The sequence below is a fragment of the Kribbella sp. NPDC056951 genome, from assembly GCF_042674205.1.
Classification (GTDB): Bacteria; Actinomycetota; Actinomycetes; order Propionibacteriales; family Kribbellaceae; genus Kribbella; species Kribbella yunnanensis.
In genome coordinates, this window is record NZ_JBHUQZ010000007.1 from 427,854 (window position 1) to 447,412 (window position 19,559).

Sequence of the window (19,559 nt, forward strand, 5' to 3'; positions counted from 1 at the left end):
ACACCCCGCAGGGTCCCCCGGCATACTCAGGGCCCCGTGACGCTGCTCACCACCAGCGCCGGGATTGCAGCGAGCCCACCGTCCTGGGAGGACCCTTGTCCCGCCGTACCCCGATCGTTCTGGTCAGCGCGCTCGTCGCGTCGCTGGCCGGGCTGCCTCTGGTTCACGCCCAGGCAGCCGAGACGCCGTCCCTGCCGGACCCGCTGGTGAAGGAGTCGGTGACCGGCTCGTACGTCGTCCAGCTCGACGACGCGCCCGTGGCCGAGTACGACGGCGATATCGCCGGACTGCCCGCTACGCGGGTCGCGGCCGGCGGCAAGCTGGTCAAGAGCGCTGCTCCGGTGCTCGACTACGTGCAGCACCTGACGCGTGAGCGCGACCAGGTTCTGAAGGTCGCACCGGACGCCAAGAAGCTCTACGACTACAACTACACGTACTCCGGCTTCTCCGCCGAGATGTCGTACGACGACGCCGTGAAGCTGGCGAAGTCGTCCGGCGTGAAGAGCGTCGAGCCCAGTGAGCTGCAGCACCAGGACACCGTCGACACGCCGCGCTACCTCGGCCTGTCCGGCAAGGGTGGCGCCTGGCAGCAGGCGGGTGGCATCGACAAGGCCGGCGACGGCGTGATCATCGGTGTCATCGACTCCGGTTTCGTACCGGAGCGGTCGAGCTTCGCGCCGATCAAGACCACCAAGGCGTCGGACGCGCTGATCGCGAAGAAGTGGAAGGGCACCTGCCAGGCCGGCGAGGAGGCCCCGCTCGTCACCTGTAACAACAAGGTGATCGGCGCCCGCTACTTCGACAAGGGCATCGGCAGCCGGCCGATCCCGGACGAGTTCAAGTCGCCGCGCGACTTCGGCGGTCACGGTACGCACACCGCGAGCACCGCGGGCGGCAACTACGGCGTCGACATGACCGTGATGGGCCGCGACTACGGCAAGGGCTCCGGTATGGCGCCGCAGGCCCGGCTCGCGATCTACAAGGCGTTGTGGGCGGTTGACGCGGCCGGTGGCGGTTCTGGCACCGACGCGGACATCATCGCCGCGATCGACACCGCGGTCGCCGACGGCGTGGACGTGATCAACTACTCGATCTCCGGCACCGGTTCGACGTACGTGAACGCGACCGGCCTGGCCTTCCTGCGCGCCGCCAAGGCGGGCGTGTTCGTGGCCGTCAGCGCCGGCAACACCGGCCCGGGCGCGGCCACGGTCGGCAAGACCTACCCGTGGGTGACGACCGTTGCCAACGGCACCCATGACCGCGACATCCAGACCACCGTCACCTTCGGCGACGGCAGCAAGTACACCGGTGCCGGTATCGGCGCGGGCGTGCCGAGCTCCCCGGTGATCCTGGCCAAGGACGCCGGTCTCGCCGGTGCGAACCCGACCAACCTGGTGCTCTGCCAGGCCGGCACGCTCGACCCGGCCAAGGTGACCGGCAAGATCGTCGTCTGCGACCGTGGCGTGAACGCCCGCGTCGACAAGAGCGCTCAGGTGAAGGCAGCCGGCGGCGTCGGCATGATCCTGGTCAACATCGTCCCGGGCACCCTGGACTCCGACCTGCACACGGTCCCGTCGGTCCACCTGGACGACAAGGCCACCCCGGGCGTCAAGGCCTACGTGAGCGGTACGGCGACCCCGACCGCGACCATCAGCGCCGGTACGCCGGTCAAGGTCGTGGCGCCGAAGGTGGCCGCGTCCTCCAGTCGTGGTCCGTCCCCGGCCGGTAACGGCGACCTGCTGAAGCCGGACCTGATGGCCCCCGGCACCAACGTGCTGGCCGCGACGACCGCGTTCAGCGCGGCCGGTGGCGAGTACGCGTTCATGAGCGGTACGTCGATGTCGACGCCGCACGTCGCCGGCATCGCGGCCGTCCTGAAGAGCAAGCACCCGGACTGGTCGCCGATGGCAATCAAGTCGGCGCTCGCGACCACGGCGACCACGAAGGACACGGCCGGCAAGCCGATCCAGAACGACTCCGGTACGCCGGCCACCCCGTTCGGGTACGGCGCCGGGATGGTCCAGCCGAAGAAGGCCATGGACCCGGGTCTGGTCTACGACTCGACGTACACCGACTGGGCCAAGTTCGTCTGCGGCTCTGGTGAGGTGGCGGCCACGCACGAGCTGTGCGCCGGTGGCAAGGTCGACCCGAGCGACCTGAACTACCCGACCCTTGCGGTTGGCGACCTGGCCGGTAAGCAGACCATCACGCGCACCGTGAAGAGCGTCAGCAAGCTGCCCGAGGTCTACTTCCCGAAGGTCGAGGGCGCGACCGGGCTCAAGGTGACGGTGTCGCCGAAGATCCTGATCACGCTGCCGGGCAAGACTGCGACGTACAAGGTCACTATCGAGAACGCTGGTGCGCCGCTCGAGCAGTACTCGTTCGGGACGCTCACGTGGAAGTCTGCGTTCCACTCGGTGTCGAGCACGCTGGCGGTCAAGCCGCTGACGGTGAAGGCGCCGGTGCAGGTCACGGGATCCGGGGTGAGTGGTTCGGTGCAGGTGCCGATCACGGCCGGCTACACGGGCACGCTGAACACGACGTCGGTTGGTCTGACCGCGGCGACTGTCGGCGAGGCCGTCATCAAGAAGGCGGGCGGGGTGTCGTTCCCGGCCACCAACCCGCAGGCGAACGACCACGTCGCGAAGCTCACGGTGAACATCCCGGCCGGCACGAAGTACGCCCGGTTCTCGACGTTCGACGCGGACTACCCGGCGGCCACGGACGTTGACGTGTACGTCTACAAGTCCGGTACGACGGCGGTCCTGGCGAACAGTGGTGGCGGATCCTCCGAGGAGGAGGCGAACCTGGTCGCCCCGGCGGCCGGCTCGTACGACGTCTACCTGGACTACTTCGCCGGAGCCGACAACCAGACCGTGAAACTCAACCACTGGGCGCTCACGACGGCGGAGCCCAACCTCACGGTCACCCCAGCCGCCCAGGCCGTAACGACCGCCGCCCAGGCCACGGTCACCGCAACCTGGACCGGCCTCACCGCCGGCACCCGCTACCTAGGCCAGATCGCCTACACCGACGGCGGATCCGGCACCGGCTCAACCGTCCTGAGAGTCGACAGCTAGAACAACAAACGAAGGGCGGTCCCACGGGGATGGTGGGACCGCCCTTTCGTCATTGTCAGGGCAGAGCGAGGACGATCTGGTAGCCCTTCTTCTCGGTCCGGAGCAGCTTGCACGCGCCGGTGGTCACGTCGCAGCGGTACAGGCTCTGCTTGTTGGCATCATTTCCCTTGGCCTGCGTGACGACCTGGACCTTCGTCGCGTTCTCGAAGACCGGCTTCGGCCAGACGATGATCGGCTCCGGCAGTTGAAGCTTGGTGGTCTTCCCGCTGGGGATGTCGATGATCAGCTTGGCCGAGCTGTTCAACATGCTGCGGCCATCGGTGGACACCACCGGATAGGCGGCCTCGACCTGGCGGTTGCAATGCTCCCGCTCGATCTTGAGCCTGCCGTCCTGCAGGGAGCCGGCCCGGTAGCAGTGGCCGTCCCCGGTCTCCTGTGTCACGACAACGGTGGCGGTGTCCGCACGGGTGGTGACCGAGCTGAAGCCCTTGCCGACCGGAACTTCCTGCGCTGCCGGCGCACCCGGCTGCCACACGCGCAGTTCCTGTTTCCAGGGCGGCCCGAAGTCGTGAGAGTCGATCCAGATGCCGGTGCTGTTCCAGCCGGACAGCGAAGTCCGGTACTTCGGCAGCTCCACCGCTGTCACCTGGGCCCCGGTGGCGACGTCGAAAACTGCCAGGCGTCCGCTGTCGTCGCCCCGCTTGTCCCGGACGACCATGGCGATCTGCTTGCCGTCGGGTGAGACGACGGGGGAGTCGGCCCAAACCGGCCCGATGGGCCGATAGGTCCCGTCTGCCTTCAGAATCGCGAGGCCGTACGTCGCGTCCTTGTCGTACGAAGCGATCCATCCGTCGCCGACGCGGGCGCTGATCGAGCTGACGTCCGCCGGCCGTTTGACCGTCCGGTCCCCGTCGTGGAGCGTGCCCTTGCCCTGGGGATCGATGATCGTGAACGGAAGTCCCTCCATCCGTGGGGCGGGAGGGCTAGCTGGGGTCGGCTTGTCGGGGCCTAGGTGGGTCAGGACGGTGACGGTGAGGGCCAGTACGGCGGCAACTGAGGCGGCGGTGGCGAGGATGGGCCAGAGGGGGCGTCGGGGGGAGGTGTCGGTCAGGAGGCCTGGGCCTTGGGCGGTGGTGGGGACTGTGGCGGCCTTGGTGTCGAGGTAGTCGCGGAGGCGGGATTCGGTGTCGGTCATCGGATGTCCTTCAAGCGGTCGGTCAGCGTCGCGAGGCCTCGGGAGGCGTTCGAGCGGGCGCTGGACTCGCCGATGCCCAGGAGGTGGGCGATTTCGGCGAACGGGAGATCTAGGTAGAAGCGGAGGACCAGGACCTCGCGGGTCCGGGTGGGTAGGGCCTGCAGTGCCCGTTGCACCTGGAGGCGCTCTTCGCCGAGGACTGCGTCGCTCTCGGCGGAGGCGTTGGGGGCCTGGTGGGGCGGGATGTAGAGCCGCGCGACCCGGCGGCGGCGCAGGACCGAGCGGCTGCGGTTGAGGACCGCGGTTCGCAGGTATCCGAGCGCCGCTTCCGGCTCCTTCAGCGGCCAGTGCCGGTACAGGTTGGTGAAAGCCTCCTGTACGACGTCCTCTGCCGCCTGCCGGTCGTCCATCACCAGCACGGCCAGGCGGACGAGGCCTGCCCAGTGCTGCTGATAGAGCGCCGACACGGCGGTCTGCGCGTCATCACGCGCCAGGGCCCGGACGGGGCCGCTGATGCTCACCATTTGATTCGTCACACCCCCAGAGACGCCCGTACCCCCAAAAAGCTGCTTTTCGAGATTGGGCTGCTATCCCAGTCGCTCCCGCACCCAGTCGAGGTGGACGAGGGCCTGCTCTCGCTGCCAGGTGCGGATCGTCGGGAGCCCGGGCGGGGGCTCCTGGGCTGCGCCCCACCACTGGCCGCCCGCGATGGCGGCGATGAAGCCGGTGATCGCGGGGTCGTCCGGTAGCGGGGGCAGCCGGACCGCACTGCTCCGCATGTCCGCCTGCAGGATCACAGTGTCGGTCCAGCGGGGGCCAAGGCCGGGGTGTGCCCAGTCGATGAAGACCACGCGGTCCTCGGTGAGGATGAGATTGTCCGCGCGCAGGTCGTAGTGGGCGAGCGCCTTGCCGTCCGCCATGACTCGCAGCGTGTCCTGGGCCAGCGCGGCCAGCTCCTGCACCCGGCCGACCAGCCAGTCCGGTACGGCGAGGCCGTCCGTGAGCACCTGGTCCCAGCGGCTCAGGAACTCGCGGCTGCGGATTGCCACCACCGGTGCGTCCGGCCACGGCGATGGGTCCAGGGCCTCGGTCAGTTCGGCCAGGGCGTCCAGCACTCGGTCCACCTCCGGCTGGACCCAGGGGTGCGATGGCAACCACCCGGAGATGTCCTCGAAGAGCAGGCCGACCCAGTCACCGTCGTCGTACACGTCCAGCAGGCGCGGAGTCGAGGCCAGCGGTCCGATGGACTGGACGGCCACGATCTCCTGGCGGAACAGCGTGGGTGTCTTCGGGTTGAGCGCCGTACCGACGGTTTTGACGAAGGCGCGGCGGCCGGAGGCGGTGACCAGGCGGGCGGCGACGCCGGGGGAGAAGCCGCCCTGCTGGGTGGTGGCGGAGACCACCGTCGAGCCGAGGGCTCGTTCGACCCAGGCCCGCACCGCCAAAGGCGTCTTTTCGAACGGGAGGCGGACCCCTGCAGCGTGTGCCATGCGTCACCACGGTAGGGCGCGCGCGGCCGGGCTGCTGCGATTTTTCAAATCCGCTGGCCCCGCATGGGATGATTGACCAGTTCACCAGGTATTACTCGAGACGAACTGGATCCTCTCCGTGCCCGTTGGCCCCCCGAATGTGCCGCAGCCGGGTCGTACCGACCCGACGCTGATCCGGAACTTCTGCATCATCGCCCACATCGACCACGGCAAGTCGACGCTGGCCGACCGGATGCTGCAGATCACCGGTGTGGTCGACCCACGGCAGATGCGGGCCCAGTACCTGGACCGGATGGACATCGAGCGTGAGCGCGGTATCACCATCAAGTCGCAGGCGGTCCGGCTGCCGTTCACGCCGAAGCCGGACACTCCGGGTGGCCTGCTGGCCGCGGACGGTACGACGTACATCCTGAACATGATCGACACCCCCGGCCACGTGGACTTCACCTACGAGGTGTCGCGGTCGCTGGAGGCGTGTGAGGGCGCGGTGCTGCTGGTCGACGCCGCCCAGGGCATCGAGGCGCAGACGCTGGCCAACCTGTACCTGGCGCTGAACGCGGACCTGCACATCATTCCCGTGCTGAACAAGATCGACCTGCCGGGCGCGATGCCGGACAAGTACGCCGCCGAGCTGGCGCACATCATCGGCTGCCGGCCCGAGGACGTGCTGCGGGTGTCGGCGAAGACCGGTGAGGGTGTCGAGGACCTGCTGAGCGAGATCGTCGCCCAGATCGACCCGCCGAAGGGCGTCAAGGACGCGCCGCCGCGGGCGCTGATCTTCGACTCGGTCTACGACACCTACCGCGGCGTGGTGACCTACGTCCGGGTGGTCGACGGCGAGCTGACGCACCGCGACCGGATCAAGATGATGTCGACCGGCGCCGTGCACGAGATGCTCGAGGTCGGGGTGATCTCGCCCGAGCCGAAGAAGTCGGGCAGCATCGGCGTCGGCGAGGTCGGCTACCTGATCACCGGCGTGAAGGACGTCCGCCAGTCCCGGGTCGGTGACACCGTCACCGCGGCGATCCGGGGTGCGACCGAGGCGCTGGGTGGCTACAAGCACCCGCAACCGATGGTGTACTCCGGTCTCTTCCCGATCGACGGCGACGACTACCCGACCCTGCGGGACGCCCTGGAGCGTCTGCAGCTGAACGACGCGGCCCTGCAGTACGAGCCGGAGAGCTCCGGCGCGCTCGGCTTCGGCTTCCGCTGTGGCTTCCTCGGCCTGCTGCACATGGAGATCGTCCGCGAGCGGCTCGAGCGCGAGTTCGACCTCGATCTGATCTCGACCGCGCCGAACGTGGTGTACCGGGTCACGATGGAGGACGGCAAGGAGCACGTCGTCACCAACCCGAGCGAGTTCCCCGAGGGCAAGATCGACGAGATCTTCGAGCCGGTGGTGCGGGCGACGATCCTGAGCCCGAAGGACTTCATCGGCACGATCATGGACCTGTGCCAGACCAAGCGCGGCAACCTGCTCGGGATGGACTACCTGTCCGAGGACCGCGTCGAGCTGCGTTACACGCTGCCGCTGGCCGAGATCGTCTTCGACTTCTTCGACCAGCTGAAGTCGAAGACCAAGGGTTACGCCTCGCTCGACTACGAGCCCACCGGTGAGCAGGCGGCCAACCTGGTCAAGGTGGACATCCTGCTGCAGGGCGAGACGGTCGACGCGTTCTCCGCGATCGTGCACCGCGACAACGCCTACGCGTACGGCGTCGCGCTGGCCGGCAAGCTCAAGGAGCTGATCCCGCGGCAGCAGTTCGAGGTGCCGATCCAGGCCGCGATCGGGTCCCGGATCATCGCCCGCGAGTCGATCCGCGCGATCCGCAAGGACGTCCTCGCGAAGTGCTACGGCGGTGACATCACCCGGAAGCGCAAGCTGCTCGAGAAGCAGAAGGAGGGCAAGAAGCGGATGAAGATGGTGGGCCGGGTCGAGGTCCCGCAGGAAGCCTTCATCGCTGCCCTCAAGACGAACGAGCCGGCGGAGAAGGCCAAGAAGTAGTGCCCGCTGTCGACATCCCGGCCGGTCTGCTCGTCGTTGCCTCCAGGGGACAGGACTGGGCGGACTGGCTGGATCGGCTGCCGCGGTTGACCCGTGAGCTGCTCGACGAGTGGCAGCTGCGGGTCGACGGGGCGTCGGCACACGGCGAGTGCGCGCTCGTCGTACCGGTCCGCACGGGCGACGGACAGAGCGCCGTACTGAAGGTGCAGTTCCCGCACTGGGAGGCGGAGACCGAGCACCTCGCGCTGCGGGACTGGGCCGGAAACGGTGCGGTCCAGTTGCTGCGGGCGGATCCGCGGCGGTTCGCGTTGCTGCTCGAGCGGTTGGAGCCGCGTGACCTGACCACGCTCCCGGTTCTCGACGCGTGCGAGCTCGTCGGTACGACGTACCAGCGGCTGCACGTGGTCGCCGGGCCGCAGTACCGAACGTTGTCGGGGGAGCTGAAGCGGTGGCTAGAGCGGTTCCGGCAACTGCCGGCGTCAGCGCCGGTGCCACACCGGTACGTCGAGCAAGCGATCTCGCTGGCCGAGGATTTCGTCTCGGACCCGGCCACCGACGGCCGTCTGATCCACACCGACCTGCACTACCAGAACGTGTTGGCGGGGAACCGCGAGCCGTGGCTGGTGATCGACCCCAAGCCGTTGTCCGGCGACCCGCACTACGAGGTCGCGCCGCTGATCTGGAATCGCTGGGACGAGATCACCGGTGATCTCCGGTTCGCTGTCCAGCAGCGCTTCTACACCGCGATCGATGCGGCCGGGCTGGACGAGGCCCGCGCTCGCAGTTGGGTGATCCTCCGCCAGATGCTGAACGTGCTGTGGGCCGTCGAGAGCGCCACGACCGATGCGTTGCTGCCGCGGGATTGGTTGACCCGCAATATCTCCATCGTCAAAGCTATCCAGGAGTAGCTAACCTGGCCGGTATGCGCGTGCTGACGGTGAACGTGGTCGAGGAGCTCATCCCTGGTCCGAAGGACACGGGGCTCACCGCGATCGACAAGCGGCCTCAGGCCGGGCGGGTGGCCGTGGGTACACTCGGGCTCGCCGGTGACCAGGTGTGCGACACGAAGAACCACGGCGGTCCCGACCAGGCGCTCTACGCGTACGCCGAGGAGGACGCCGGCTGGTGGGCCGCGGAGCTCAGCCGCGAGATCCCCACTGGTCTGTTCGGCGAGAACCTCCGCACCGAGGGCCTGGACATCAGCGGCGCACTGCTGGGCGAGGTCTGGCGGATCGGCGACGAGGTGGAGGTGCAGGTTCGGTCGCCGCGCATCCCGTGCGTCACCTTCCAGCACCGCATGCAGCAGCCGCACTGGGCGAAGCGCTTCTACCAAGCCGGCCGCCCCGGCGCCTACCTGAAGGTTCTGAAGACCGGCACGATCGGCGCCGACGATCGCATCGAGATCCTCAGCCGTCCCGACCACGAGGTGACGGTCGCGGAGATGTTCGCCGGCCAGGACTCCGCCAAGATGCAGGGCATGCTCGACTCCCGTACCGACCTGCGCGATGAGGTCCGCGGTATCGCGCAGCGCATCGCAGGCCGCGCTTAAAGTCAGGCGAGCTCGGCCAGCGCCTTGGTCAGCCGATCGGCATCAGCGTCCCGCCCCTGCTGGCGGAACATGTCGACGGCTTCCTGCCAGTGCGCCCGTACGGCGGCCTGATCGCCGAGCGCCAGGTAGGTGTCGCCGACGCGGTCGAGGGAGTTCGCCAGGTGATAGGCGCTTCCCATCTGGCGGTACAAGCCGATCGCGTGCTGATAGCTCGCGGCCGCATCGGCGTACCGGCCGTCGCCGTGGGCGATGTAGGCGAGGCTGTCGGTGGTCACGGCCTCGCCGTCGCGGTCGCCGACGGAGATGTAGATGCTCAACGCCTCTTCGCAGTACGGGCGGCCGTCGGCGTAGCGGGCGCTGAGCGCGTAGAGCCAGCCGACGAAGTTGAGCGCGTCAGCGGCCCAGACGGGATCCAGGCGACGGCGGTGTGCCAGCTGTTGGAGCGCGTGCGGCAGGGCCTTCTCGTAGTCGCCCTGTCGCTCGTAGGCCGCGGCCAGCGCTTGATGGGCGTGACCGAGCACCAGCGCGGAGCCGTCCTGTTCGGCGTACTGCAACGCTTCGGTGAGCACCTGCATGGACTCGTTGTGCCGACCGACCTTCGCGTACGTGTGCCCGAGGAAACGCAGGACGAGCGCCTGCACGGCCGGGTCGGTCAGCTGCGGGACGCTGCCCAGTGCTCGGTCCCACACGATCAGCTGAGCGGTCTGATGGCCGCTGCGGTTGTGGAACGTGTTGAGCGCCCAGGCGAGCTGCCAGACCCGAGTGTGGAGGCCTTCGGCTGCCGCTAGGCGCTGTGCCCTGACTATGCACGCGTGCTCGGTCTCCAGCCACTGCTGAGCCGCAGCACGATCGGGGTGTTCCACCGGACGCGCACCGGGCTCGGAGTGCTCGAGTTGCTGCTGTGGGCGGCGTGGGGCGAGCAGGCGGTCCGCGTTGAAGGTGCTGAACAGGTAGTGGTCGACCAGTCGGCGCAGGGCGGCTCGACGCGACTCCGGGTCGTGCTGCTCAACGGCGTACAGCCGGAGCAGGTCGTGGATGCGATAGCGACCCGGTGCGTTCTGGTTGATCAGGTTGGCGCTCTCCAGCCGCCGCAACAGCGCGCGGACACGGCCGACCGGCTGATCGGCCAGACTGGCCGCAGCGCCGATCCCGAGGTCCGGGCCCGGGGCGAGCGCCATCAGGACGAACAGCTCGGCCTCCTCCGGCGACAACGCCCGGTACGACGATGCGAAGACGCTCCGCAGGCTATCCGTCAGCTCGTCGGTGGTCAGCGCGTCGAGCCGGGACTCACGGAGCTCGTCAGCCAGCACGCTGAGCGGCAGATCGGGACGCGAACCAGCCCGCGCCGCCACGATCGCCAGTGCGAGTGGCAGACCGGCACAGTGCTCCAGCAGTTCCGCGAAGGCCTCCGGCTCTGCCGCACGCCGAGCCGTACCAACCTGTCGCGCCAGGACCGCATCGGCGTCCGCAGCCGGCAGCACGTCCAGATCGACCAGTACGGCGGAGTGGTGTGTCAGCAGCCCGCCGAGTCGGCTCCGGCTCGTCACCACGACCGTGCAGCCCGGGCGGCCGGGTAGCAGCGGAACGACCTGGGTGCTGTCGATCGCGTTGTCCAGCACGATCAGCATCCGCTTGCCGGCCAGCAACGTCCGGTACGCGCCGACCCGCGCCTGCTCGTCGGCCGCGATCGTCGTATCGGATGCACCCAGCGCATGCAGGAACGCAGTGAGCGCAGTCGAGACCGGCAGCGGTGCATCCGTCGGGTCGAACCCACGCAGGTCGATGAACAACTGCCCGTCCGGGAAGCGATCCAGGTTGCGGTGCGCCCAGTGCAGGACCAGCGACGTCTTGCCGACACCCCCGATCCCGCTGACCGCAGTGATGCCTGCGTCCGACCTGAGCTGGTCGAGCGCCTCGGAACGGCCGCTGAAGGTCCCAGGCGCAGCCGGTAGCTGCCGGGGCACGACTCGGCTGGGGGTGGGCTGCTGCAACAGTCGCTGATGCAGCTGCTGGAGTGACGTCGACGGGTCGATCCCCAGCTCGGCCGCCAGCCGCCGGCGGAGGCGGTCGTACTGGTCGAGCGCCTCGGCCGTCCGGCCCGCCCGGTCCAGTGCGTCGATCAGCTGTCGGGCGACTCGCTCGTCCAGCGGATGAGCTTCGGCACGGCTGATCAGACTCGGCAGCAGCTGGTCGTGTGCGCCCTGCTCCAGCTGCCGATCGACCAGGTCGAGTTCGGCCGCGAAGTGCGCTGCGACGAGCACCTGCCGTTGCTCGACGAACCAGGGTGTGTCCAGACCGGCGAAGGGCTCGCCCCGCCACAGCGCGAGCGCTTCGGGCAAGGACGCCGTACCGACCAAGGTGCGAAAGGCGTGCATGTCGATCTGGTCGGCGGCGACTTCGAGCACGTAGCCACCAGGCCGCCGTACGAGGACGTCGCCGAGGATGCGTCGCAGGCGGGAGAGGTACGAGTACAGGGTCTCCCGCGCTCGCTGCGGCGGCGCGTCGCCCCAGACCCGGTCGACCAGTACGTCGGCCGGCACCGGCCGCCCGTGCTCGACGAGCAGGACGGCCAGCACGGACTGCTGTCGCAGGTGCCCCAGGTCCACCGGTACGTCGTCCTGGGTCCGGGCCTCGATTGTGCCGAGCACCGCGAACCGCATCCGACCTCCCGGGTCCCTGGGGCCCCGATTCTATGACGTGGTGAGCTTGTCCACGTTCGGACCGCCGTTCGCCGTGGTGGCGACCGCCTTGATCTTGTTGCTCCCCGCAACCAGATTGACCGTGATCGTCCTGGTCTGCCAGGTCGTCCAGGCTCCGGTCCCGGCGAAGGCGAGCCCGGGGGAGACGACAGTGCCGTTCACCGACACGTCCATCGCCCGGTTCGCCGTCGTACCGTTGGCGTAGCGCAGCTCGACCGTGGCCGGGCCGGCCGTGGTCGCGTTGACCGTCCACTCGACCGCACTGCCGACCGCGTTGTCGTAGTTCACGAAACCGCGACCGGTGAAGCCGGCGTGGTTCGACTCGACCACGCCGTTGGTGATGGTCGCGTCCTCGGCCTCATACACGACCGGTTCTGGGTCGGTTGGTCCGCCGCCGTTGCCCGGGATCGTCTGCGTGGCCGTGTTCCACCCGGTGATCCGCACCGATGGCGAGGCGCCCTTCAGATCCGCGGTCCGGTACGTCGCTCGCAGTACCGTCGTCTCGCCCGGCCACAACGACACCGCATTGTCGTTCCACTGGATCGGCAACACCGGCTTGCCATTCGTCACGACATGCGCGTCGAGGTAGAACGCCGGGGTCTTGGCGGTCGACGTGTTCTTCAGCGTCACCGTGGTGATGGTGTTCGCACCGGAGGTCGTCGTCGACGCGCTCGCTGACACCGGCGTCTGCGCAAGCGAAGACAGACCCTTGAGGTCGGCGTAGCTGGTCGTCGGCGTGTAGTACCAGTCGGTGTTGTTCCAATCGAGCGTGTCCGCCTTGGTGGACAGCCAGTACACGTTCCGGCTCACCTCGGCACCCGACGAGTTCGTCAGCACAAGCTTCGCCAAGTACGTCGTCGACAGGCCGCTGACCGCCGGGATCGTCAACGCTGTCGTCTTGCCGCCGTCACCGGGAACCGTCACGTTCGCCGACTGGGAGAACTTCTCGGTCCCGTCGATGTTGTAGAGCTTGACCGAGGCCGTCAGCCCCGACGCCGCGGCGTGGTTTTGGTTGACGACGGCAACGGACTTGGTGTCGTAGGAGTACTGGATGTGCAGCGGCTCGTTCGCCTTCTTCGCGCCGTAGTACGCGCCGTTCTGATCCAGGTAGGCGTCGAAGAGCTGCCAGTGCAGTGACGTCCAGCCACTGTTCAGCATCCAGTAGATCAACCCGGTCGACGGGTTCGACGCGTCGCTGAAGTTGCGGTTGTGCGACTCGAACTCGGCCCGCACGTTCTCGTACGCGGCGAGTTGCGCCTTCTTCACATAGTCGTTCAGATCCGCCGGAGCGCCGTACCGGCCGGCCAGGGCGTTGCCGAACAGCTTGAGGTTGCCGAACGTCGACGACTCGGACCGGTGGTACTGGTTGGCCGCCGGGTTCTTCCAGAGCACCTCGAGCTCGGCCGGCGTCATCATCCGGTTCAACGTGTCCAGCGTGGGGATGTCCGGACCGGCCGATGTCTCGGAGTTGAAGTTCCATGCACCACCGGAGTTGTTGTGCGCCTTGTCGTACCAGTAGTTCGGCGGGATCCAGTCGTACGGCCCGTTCATCTTCATCCCGGATGCGCCGAGCTGCGGCGACGACTTCGCCGAGGCGGCCGGAATGATCGGCGTCTGCCAGTCGGCCGCCGCCAACGCGTCGAGGTAGCCCTTCTCCTTGTCCGCGGGCGGCGCGAAGTCACTGCCGATCAGGAAGGTGAAGACACTGGGGTGGTTGCGCAGCCGCTCAGCCTCGCCGGTCATCGACAGTTTGGCGACCGCCTTGTCCTCCGCGCTCCACCCGTTGGCCTCCCATTTGTCGCAGCATTCCCAACCGGGCATGGTCAGGACGCCGAGCTCATCGGCCAGGTCGAAGAACTCGTCCGGCTCGATGTGGCCTTCCAGCCGGACCGTGTTCAGGCCCAGATCCTTGACATACTTGAGCTTGTCGGCGGCCGCGGTCTGATCCCAGCGCAGGAACAGGTCCGGTGAATAGCCACCGCCTTTGATCAGCAACGGCCGTCCGTTGATCGAGTACGCCCGGCCACCACTGCTGTTCAGCGGCGCCTTCACATCCCGTACGCCGAACTTGGCCGACGTACTGTCTGACGCCGTACCGCCGACCGATGCGGTCAGGTCGATCGCGTAGAGCGGCTGACCGCCCATCCCAGCCGGCCACCAGACGTTCGGGTTGTCCAGCCCGATCGTCGCGAAGGTGACCGTCTTCGTCTCCTTGGCCGCAAGGGACACCGTCTGACTGACCGGTACGCCGGCCACTGTCCCGCTGACCGTGGTGGTCACGGCTGCAGACGAGTCGTTGCGCACGTCAACCTTCGGTGTCAGGTCCACGTGGTTCAGCGACGGCACCGTCAGCTTGGTGAGCACATGGGCACCGCGGAGGGCGACCGCGCCGCTGCGCCGGACCAGGACGTCGCGCACGATGCCCATGTTCTTGTCCGGCGGAGTCTGCGCCCAGTCGATCCAGCCCATGGTGAGATCGCGGTTCGGGTCGTTCGGGTAGACCTTGAACGCGATCGAGTTGCTCCCGGCATGCACCTGCGCGGTGATGTCGAGGTCGTGCCGTGTGTAGGCGCCGACGACTTGGTTCTTGTCGGCGACGCGGACGCCGTTCACCCAGACGTCGGCCCGCGACAGCACACCGCTGAAGTCGAGGTACGTGCGCTGGCCGGTGTCACCCAACTGCAGCTCGGTGCGGTACCACCACGGGACGTTGAACTGCGCCTTGTCGACGTTCTTCATGTTCGTCGAGAAGAACGGGTCGGGGTACTTGTTGTTCTGCAGCAGCCCGGCGTACACGGTCGACCGGGAGGAGACCGGCAACCAGCCGGTGGTCGGGAAACCCGGCTTGGTGACGGCCGAGTCGTCGGAGACCTGCGCTGAGGTCTGTAACTGGAAACCGGGGATGGGACTGACCGAGGCAGCAGCCGCGGCAACACTGGACGTCGGGGGAATCAGGATTCCGGCGACCAGAGCTCCGGCGAGCAACCAGCGGAGAGGAGATTTCATGGGGCGGTCCTCTGCACTTAATGGTTAGGAATGTTTCCTAACCATAGGCCTCGCTCAGGGCTCCCGGTAGCCCAACGCAGCGGAGATCTTGCGGGCCGCCTCGGTCGCCGCCGGTGCCATCAACGCGACCTGGGCGATCGACTGCTCCAGTGACAACGTGGATATGCTGACCGCGGCAATGGCCAGCCCCGTGTGGTCGTGGATGACGGCGGCTACGCACCGGATGCCCGGTTCGTTCTCCTCGTCGTCCAGCGCGTACCCGCGCGCCCGAACCTGAGCCAGGTCGGCCTTCAGGCCCGCCGCCGTGGTGTGGGTCAGCGGGGTCCGCGCGGGCAGACCGGTCCGGGTGATGTGGGCGTCGAGGGCGTCATCGTCCTTCTCCGCCAGGAGTGCCTTGCCGATCCCGGTGCAGTGCAGCCAGAACGCCTTCCCGACCCGGGACGGCATCCGGTACGGCTTCGGGCCGTCCAGGCGGGCGACATAGATCGCCTCGTCACCGTTGAGCAGGCCGACGTGCACGGTGCAGCGCGTCTGGGCGACCAGGTCGGCGAGCACCGGGCGGGCGACCGTGGCCAGGTCGACGTTCGTCAGGGCGTGCCCGGCCAGCCGGAGTGCCTTCGGGCCCGGATGGTACGAACCGTCATCGGCCTGTGCGACGAACTCGTGCTCCACGAGCGAAGCCATGATCCGGTGCACGGTGGACTTGGCCAGACCGGTCGCGTTCACCACATCGGTGAACCGCGAGTGCTCCAGGACGGCATCCAACACCATCAACGTCTTGTCGATGGCCGAGGGCGAACTCATGTCGGACATCCTGCCACTCCTTATCTGGCCAGCCAGCCACCGTCGACCGCGAGGATATGGCCGTTGACGTAGTCCGCCGCCGAGGAGGCCAGGAAGACCGCCGCGCCGACGAGATCGTCCGGCCGCCCCCAGCGACCGGCCGGGATACGGGACCGGATTGCGGTCTCGCGCTCCGGGTCGGCCCGTAGGTCGGTGGTGTTGTCGGTACTGATGTAGCCCGGTGCGATCGCGTTCACCTGGACACCGGCCGCACCCCATTCGTTGGCGAGCGCCCGGGTCAGTCCCGCGACCGCGTGCTTGCTGGCAGTGTAGGCCGGAACTGTGATCCCGCCCTGGAAGCTGAGCAGGGACGCGATCGTGACGATCTTCCCGGCGCCCCGTTCGGCCATTGCAGCCCCGATCGGCCGGGTCACCGCCCAGGTGGAGTTCAGGTTCACGTCGATCACGTGTCGCCAGTCCGCCGTACTGGTTTCGGCAGCGGGTGCTCGGCGGATCGTGCCGGCGTTGTTGACCAGGATGTCGACCTGCCGGGTCCGCGCGAGCTCGATCGCGGCTGCTTCGACGGCATCGGGGTCGGCGAAGTCGGCGGTCACGATGGTGGCCTCGCCACCGCCGTTCTGCTTGATCGCCTCCAGCGTGTCCTCGAGCGCCGCGTCGCGGGCGAACAGGATCAGCTCGGCGCCGGCAGCGGCGTACCCGGCGGCGATGGCCGCTCCGATACCCCGCCGGGCGCCGGTGACGAGCGCCGTACGGCCCTTGAGGCTGAACGCCCCAGCTGTCACCGGAGATCCCGGACGTCGACGCCGTCCATGTCGGTGAAGGCCTGGTTCTCGCCGGCCATCGCCCAGACGAAGCTGTACGACGAGGTGCCGACGCCGGAGTGGATCGACCAGCTCGGGGAGATGATCGCCTGCCGGTCGGCCACCAGCAGGTGCCGGGTCTCGTCGGGCTCGCCGAGCAGGTGCACGATCCGCTCGGTCTCGGGCAGACCGAAGTACAGATAGCACTCGGTACGGCGGTCGTGCGTGTGCGCGGGCATCGTGTTCCAGGTGCTGCCGGCGTGCAGCGTGGTCACGCCGAGCACGACCTGGCAGCTCTGTACGCCGCCGGCGTGGATGTACTGATCGATCGTCCGGCGGTTCGCGGTCTGCTGGTCACCGAGCTCGAGCCGGTTGCCCTCGCCGGGGTTGACCAGCGCGGTCGGGAACTCGGTGTGCGCGTTGGCCGAGAAGAGGTAGAACGCCGAGCCGGCGCCTTCGAAAATCACCTCGCGCGTGCCACGGCCGACGTACAGGCAGGCACCGGTGGTCAGCTCGTACTTGGTGCCGTCGGCGGTGACCGTGCCCGGGCCGCCGACGTTGACGATGCCGGCCTCGCGGCGTTCGAAGAAGTACTCGCTGCGCAGCTCGGACCAGGTGCCGAGGGTGAGCGGGGCGGTGGCGGGGACGGCGCCGGCCAGCACGATCCGGTCGTGGTGGGTGAGCACCGCGGTGACCGTGTCCGGGGTGAAGAGGTCGTCGACCAGGTACTGCGCGCGCAGTCCGGCGGTGTCGAAGCCGGGCACCTGGGCGGGGTGGGTGGCGTGGCGGATCTGGAGTGGCGACTGAGCATTCACGGAACCAGGTTCTATCTAGTAGAACCTCCTGTCAAACGCTGCTGGGCGCGGTTTGCCGGGTGGAACTAGGGCGACTTTTGTTCCGGGTTCCGTCTCTTGACACGGTGTTCTGTTCGGTGGAACCTTCCAGTCACTCGCCCAATGTCCCTGGGAGGACCCCCATGACCGCTCTGGACTGGACAGTCCTGGTCGGCTACTTCGTGCTGATGGTGGTGATCGGACTCTGGTCCCGCACCAAGATCAAGAACGTCGTCGACTACTTCACGACCGGAGGCCGGATTCCCTGGTGGCTGTCCGGCATCTCGCACCACATGTCCGGCTACAGCGCGGTCATGTTCGTCGCGTTCGCCGCCGTCGCCTACAACTACGGCATCACCGTCTACGTCTGGTGGGCGGTGTCGATCGGTGTCGGTGTCGGTATCGGCGCGTTCCTGTTCGCCGCCCGCTGGAACCGGCTGCGAGCCAAGCACGGGGTTGTCTCGCCGCTGGAGTACCTGGCCCGTCGGTACAACCTGCCGACCCAGCAGGCTCTGGCCTACTCCGGTGCGGCTCTCAAGGTGGTCGACATCGCGTCCAAGTGGGTCGCGATCAGCATCCTGCTGAACGGATTCACCGGCGTACCGATGCGGTGGGGCATCCTGCTCACCGGCGTCGTGACGATGGCCTACGCGACGCTGGGTGGGCTATGGGCCGATGTGCTCACCGACTTCGGTCAGTTCATCATCCAGGCCGCCGCCGGGATCGCGATGTTCGTCGGCGTGCTGGCGCACTTGGGTGGCGTCTCGACGCTGTGGACGATGTGGGACAAGCTCCCCGAGGGCCACGGCGACGCGCTGAACGGGCCGTACACACCGATCTTCCTGATCGCGTTCCTGTTCATCAAAACCTTCGAGTACAACGGCGGCATGTGGAACCTGGCCCAGCGCTACATGGCTGCGCCGTCCGGTTCCGCGGCCAAGAAGTCCGCGCTGCTGTCGTCGGTCCTCTGGCTGGTCTGGCCGCTGATCCTGTTCATCCCGATGTGCGCCGCGCCGCTGCTGGTGCACCCGGGCAAGGCCGAGCAGTCCTACGTCCAGCTGGCCCAACTGCTGCTGCCGAGCGGCCTGATCGGGCTGGTGCTGGCCGGCTTCTTCTCGCACACGATGGCGATGGTCGCCTCCGACGCGAACGCGATCTCCTCCGTCATCACCCGTGACCTCGCCCCGGTCCTGGTGAAGAAGGTCCGCGAGATGAACGACGTGGCGGCCCTGAAGTTCGCCCGGATCACCACGTTCGCCTTCGTCACGGTGAGCATGATCATCGCGATCTCCACCAACGGCCAAGGCGTCGTACTGAAGATCGTGGTCGACCTGGTGGCCGCCACGATGGGCCCGATCGCGATCCCGTTGATGCTCGGCCTGCTGCCCTGGTTCCGGCGCTCCGGTCCCCGCGCCGCGCTCGCCTCCTGGGCGATCGGCCTGATCACCTGGGCGATCGTGAAGTACGGCGTCGGCTCCACCGACACCACCCTGGTCGTCGCGTTGCCGCTGGCAACCTCTCTGGTGATCTTCGTCGGCCTCGGCCTGCTCCTCCCGGAGCGCCGCGACGACGTCGACGACCTGCTCGACTCCCTCAACACCGACCCCGACGAGACCGCGGAGGTCGCCGCCCGGCGCGCCGCCGCCCTCGGCTGACACCCCTCTGGAGAACCCTGATATGCCGAACATCACCGTCGAACTCCTGTCCGGCCGCACCCTCGACCAGCGCCGCGAGTTCGTCGCCGCCGTGACGGATTCCGCGATCGCCATCCTCGGCGCCAAACGCGAAGCCGTCCGCATCGTCTTCCAGGAAATCGAGAAGTCCGACGTAGCCAACGGCGGAGTCCTAGTCTCCGACAGCTGACCCGCCACACCCCGCGCCCCGGCCCTCTCCGCCCAGAGGCTCCGGGGCGCGCCCCTGCCCCCACCCCCCACCACGCGCCCCAACCCCCCAACCCGCCCGCGCACCCCCCATCTGGCCGTGCAACCCCTCATCTCAGGGGCTAACCCCAAGGCCGGTTAGTTAAGGCGGGTTGGGTGGTGTCAAGGGGTGTGTTGAACGTAAAGCAGCGGAGCTCTGTTGGGTAGACAGGTTTGTC

General features: G+C 68.0%; 14 protein-coding genes. 6 read left to right on the top strand and 8 right to left on the bottom strand.

Going from position 1 to position 19,559, the window contains the following annotated elements; genetic code table 11:
• Window positions 1-95: 95 nt before the first annotated feature.
• The gene (locus tag ACFTSF_RS27730) at window positions 96-3,080 is read left to right on the top strand and encodes a S8 family serine peptidase (RefSeq protein WP_380156861.1); all 2,985 of its coding nucleotides are present in this window, start codon (window positions 96-98) and stop codon (window positions 3,078-3,080) included.
• Window positions 3,081-3,135: 55 nt separating this feature from the next.
• Here ACFTSF_RS27730 and ACFTSF_RS27735 read toward each other — a convergent pair whose 3' ends face one another.
• From ACFTSF_RS27735 to ACFTSF_RS27745, 3 genes are all read right to left on the bottom strand, one after another.
• Complete coding sequence (locus tag ACFTSF_RS27735) at window positions 3,136-4,275, bottom strand: hypothetical protein (RefSeq protein ID WP_380156863.1); 1,140 nt, start codon at window positions 4,273-4,275, stop codon at window positions 3,136-3,138.
• Entirely contained in the window at window positions 4,272-4,799 is a 528-nt protein-coding gene (locus ACFTSF_RS27740) for a sigma-70 family RNA polymerase sigma factor (protein ID WP_344154358.1), read from the bottom strand. Before ACFTSF_RS27740 ends, ACFTSF_RS27735 begins: the two co-directional genes overlap by 4 nt.
• 63 nt (window positions 4,800-4,862) lie before the next feature.
• A complete protein-coding gene (locus tag ACFTSF_RS27745; protein WP_380156865.1) occupies window positions 4,863-5,765 on the bottom strand; it encodes a hypothetical protein in 903 nt (300 codons plus the stop codon).
• Between the two features lie 118 nt (window positions 5,766-5,883).
• On the opposite strand from ACFTSF_RS27745, the gene lepA reads away from it, so the two are divergent.
• Genes lepA through ACFTSF_RS27760 form a run of 3 tightly spaced genes read left to right on the top strand, consistent with a single transcriptional unit; the run spans window position 5,884 to window position 9,319 of the window.
• On the top strand, window positions 5,884-7,770 hold the full coding sequence (gene lepA / locus ACFTSF_RS27750) for a translation elongation factor 4 (RefSeq protein WP_380156867.1): 1,887 nt from the start codon (window positions 5,884-5,886) through the stop codon (window positions 7,768-7,770).
• The gene (locus ACFTSF_RS27755; RefSeq protein ID WP_380156869.1) at window positions 7,770-8,678 is read left to right on the top strand and encodes an aminoglycoside phosphotransferase family protein; all 909 of its coding nucleotides are present in this window, start codon (window positions 7,770-7,772) and stop codon (window positions 8,676-8,678) included. The genes lepA and ACFTSF_RS27755 overlap by 1 nt, the downstream gene beginning before the upstream one ends.
• A gap of 14 nt (window positions 8,679-8,692) precedes the next feature.
• Window positions 8,693-9,319: an MOSC domain-containing protein gene (locus tag ACFTSF_RS27760; protein ID WP_380156871.1), complete on the top strand. Its 627-nt coding sequence runs from the start codon at window positions 8,693-8,695 to the stop codon at window positions 9,317-9,319.
• Window positions 9,320-9,321: 2 nt separating this feature from the next.
• Here the strand turns inward: ACFTSF_RS27760 and ACFTSF_RS27765 are convergent, their stop codons facing one another.
• From ACFTSF_RS27765 to kduI, 5 genes are read right to left on the bottom strand one after another with little or no spacing between them, the layout of a single operon-like run.
• Entirely contained in the window at window positions 9,322-11,979 is a 2,658-nt protein-coding gene (locus ACFTSF_RS27765; RefSeq protein WP_380156873.1) for a BTAD domain-containing putative transcriptional regulator, read from the bottom strand.
• Window positions 11,980-12,009: 30 nt separating this feature from the next.
• On the bottom strand, window positions 12,010-15,024 hold the full coding sequence (locus tag ACFTSF_RS27770) for a CBM35 domain-containing protein (RefSeq protein WP_380156874.1): 3,015 nt from the start codon (window positions 15,022-15,024) through the stop codon (window positions 12,010-12,012).
• A gap of 54 nt (window positions 15,025-15,078) precedes the next feature.
• Window positions 15,079-15,828 (bottom strand): IclR family transcriptional regulator, encoded by a 750-nt coding sequence (locus tag ACFTSF_RS27775; RefSeq protein WP_344154337.1) that lies wholly within the window; start codon window positions 15,826-15,828, stop codon window positions 15,079-15,081.
• Between the two features lie 20 nt (window positions 15,829-15,848).
• Window positions 15,849-16,610 carry an SDR family oxidoreductase gene (locus tag ACFTSF_RS27780; protein ID WP_380156877.1) on the bottom strand — a complete coding sequence of 254 codons (762 nt, stop codon included), beginning with the start codon at window positions 16,608-16,610 and terminating at the stop codon, window positions 15,849-15,851.
• A complete protein-coding gene (gene kduI / locus ACFTSF_RS27785) occupies window positions 16,607-17,443 on the bottom strand; it encodes a 5-dehydro-4-deoxy-D-glucuronate isomerase (RefSeq protein WP_380156879.1) in 837 nt (278 codons plus the stop codon). The genes ACFTSF_RS27780 and kduI overlap by 4 nt, the downstream gene beginning before the upstream one ends.
• 161 nt (window positions 17,444-17,604) lie before the next feature.
• Here kduI and ACFTSF_RS27790 point away from each other — a divergent pair, with 161 nt between their 5' ends.
• Window positions 17,605-19,116 (top strand): sodium:solute symporter family protein, encoded by a 1,512-nt coding sequence (locus ACFTSF_RS27790; RefSeq protein WP_380156880.1) that lies wholly within the window; start codon window positions 17,605-17,607, stop codon window positions 19,114-19,116.
• Between the two features lie 22 nt (window positions 19,117-19,138).
• Window positions 19,139-19,324, top strand: a complete 186-nt coding sequence (locus ACFTSF_RS27795; RefSeq protein ID WP_132194310.1) for a tautomerase family protein — start codon at window positions 19,139-19,141, stop codon at window positions 19,322-19,324.
• Window positions 19,325-19,559 lie beyond the last annotated feature (235 nt).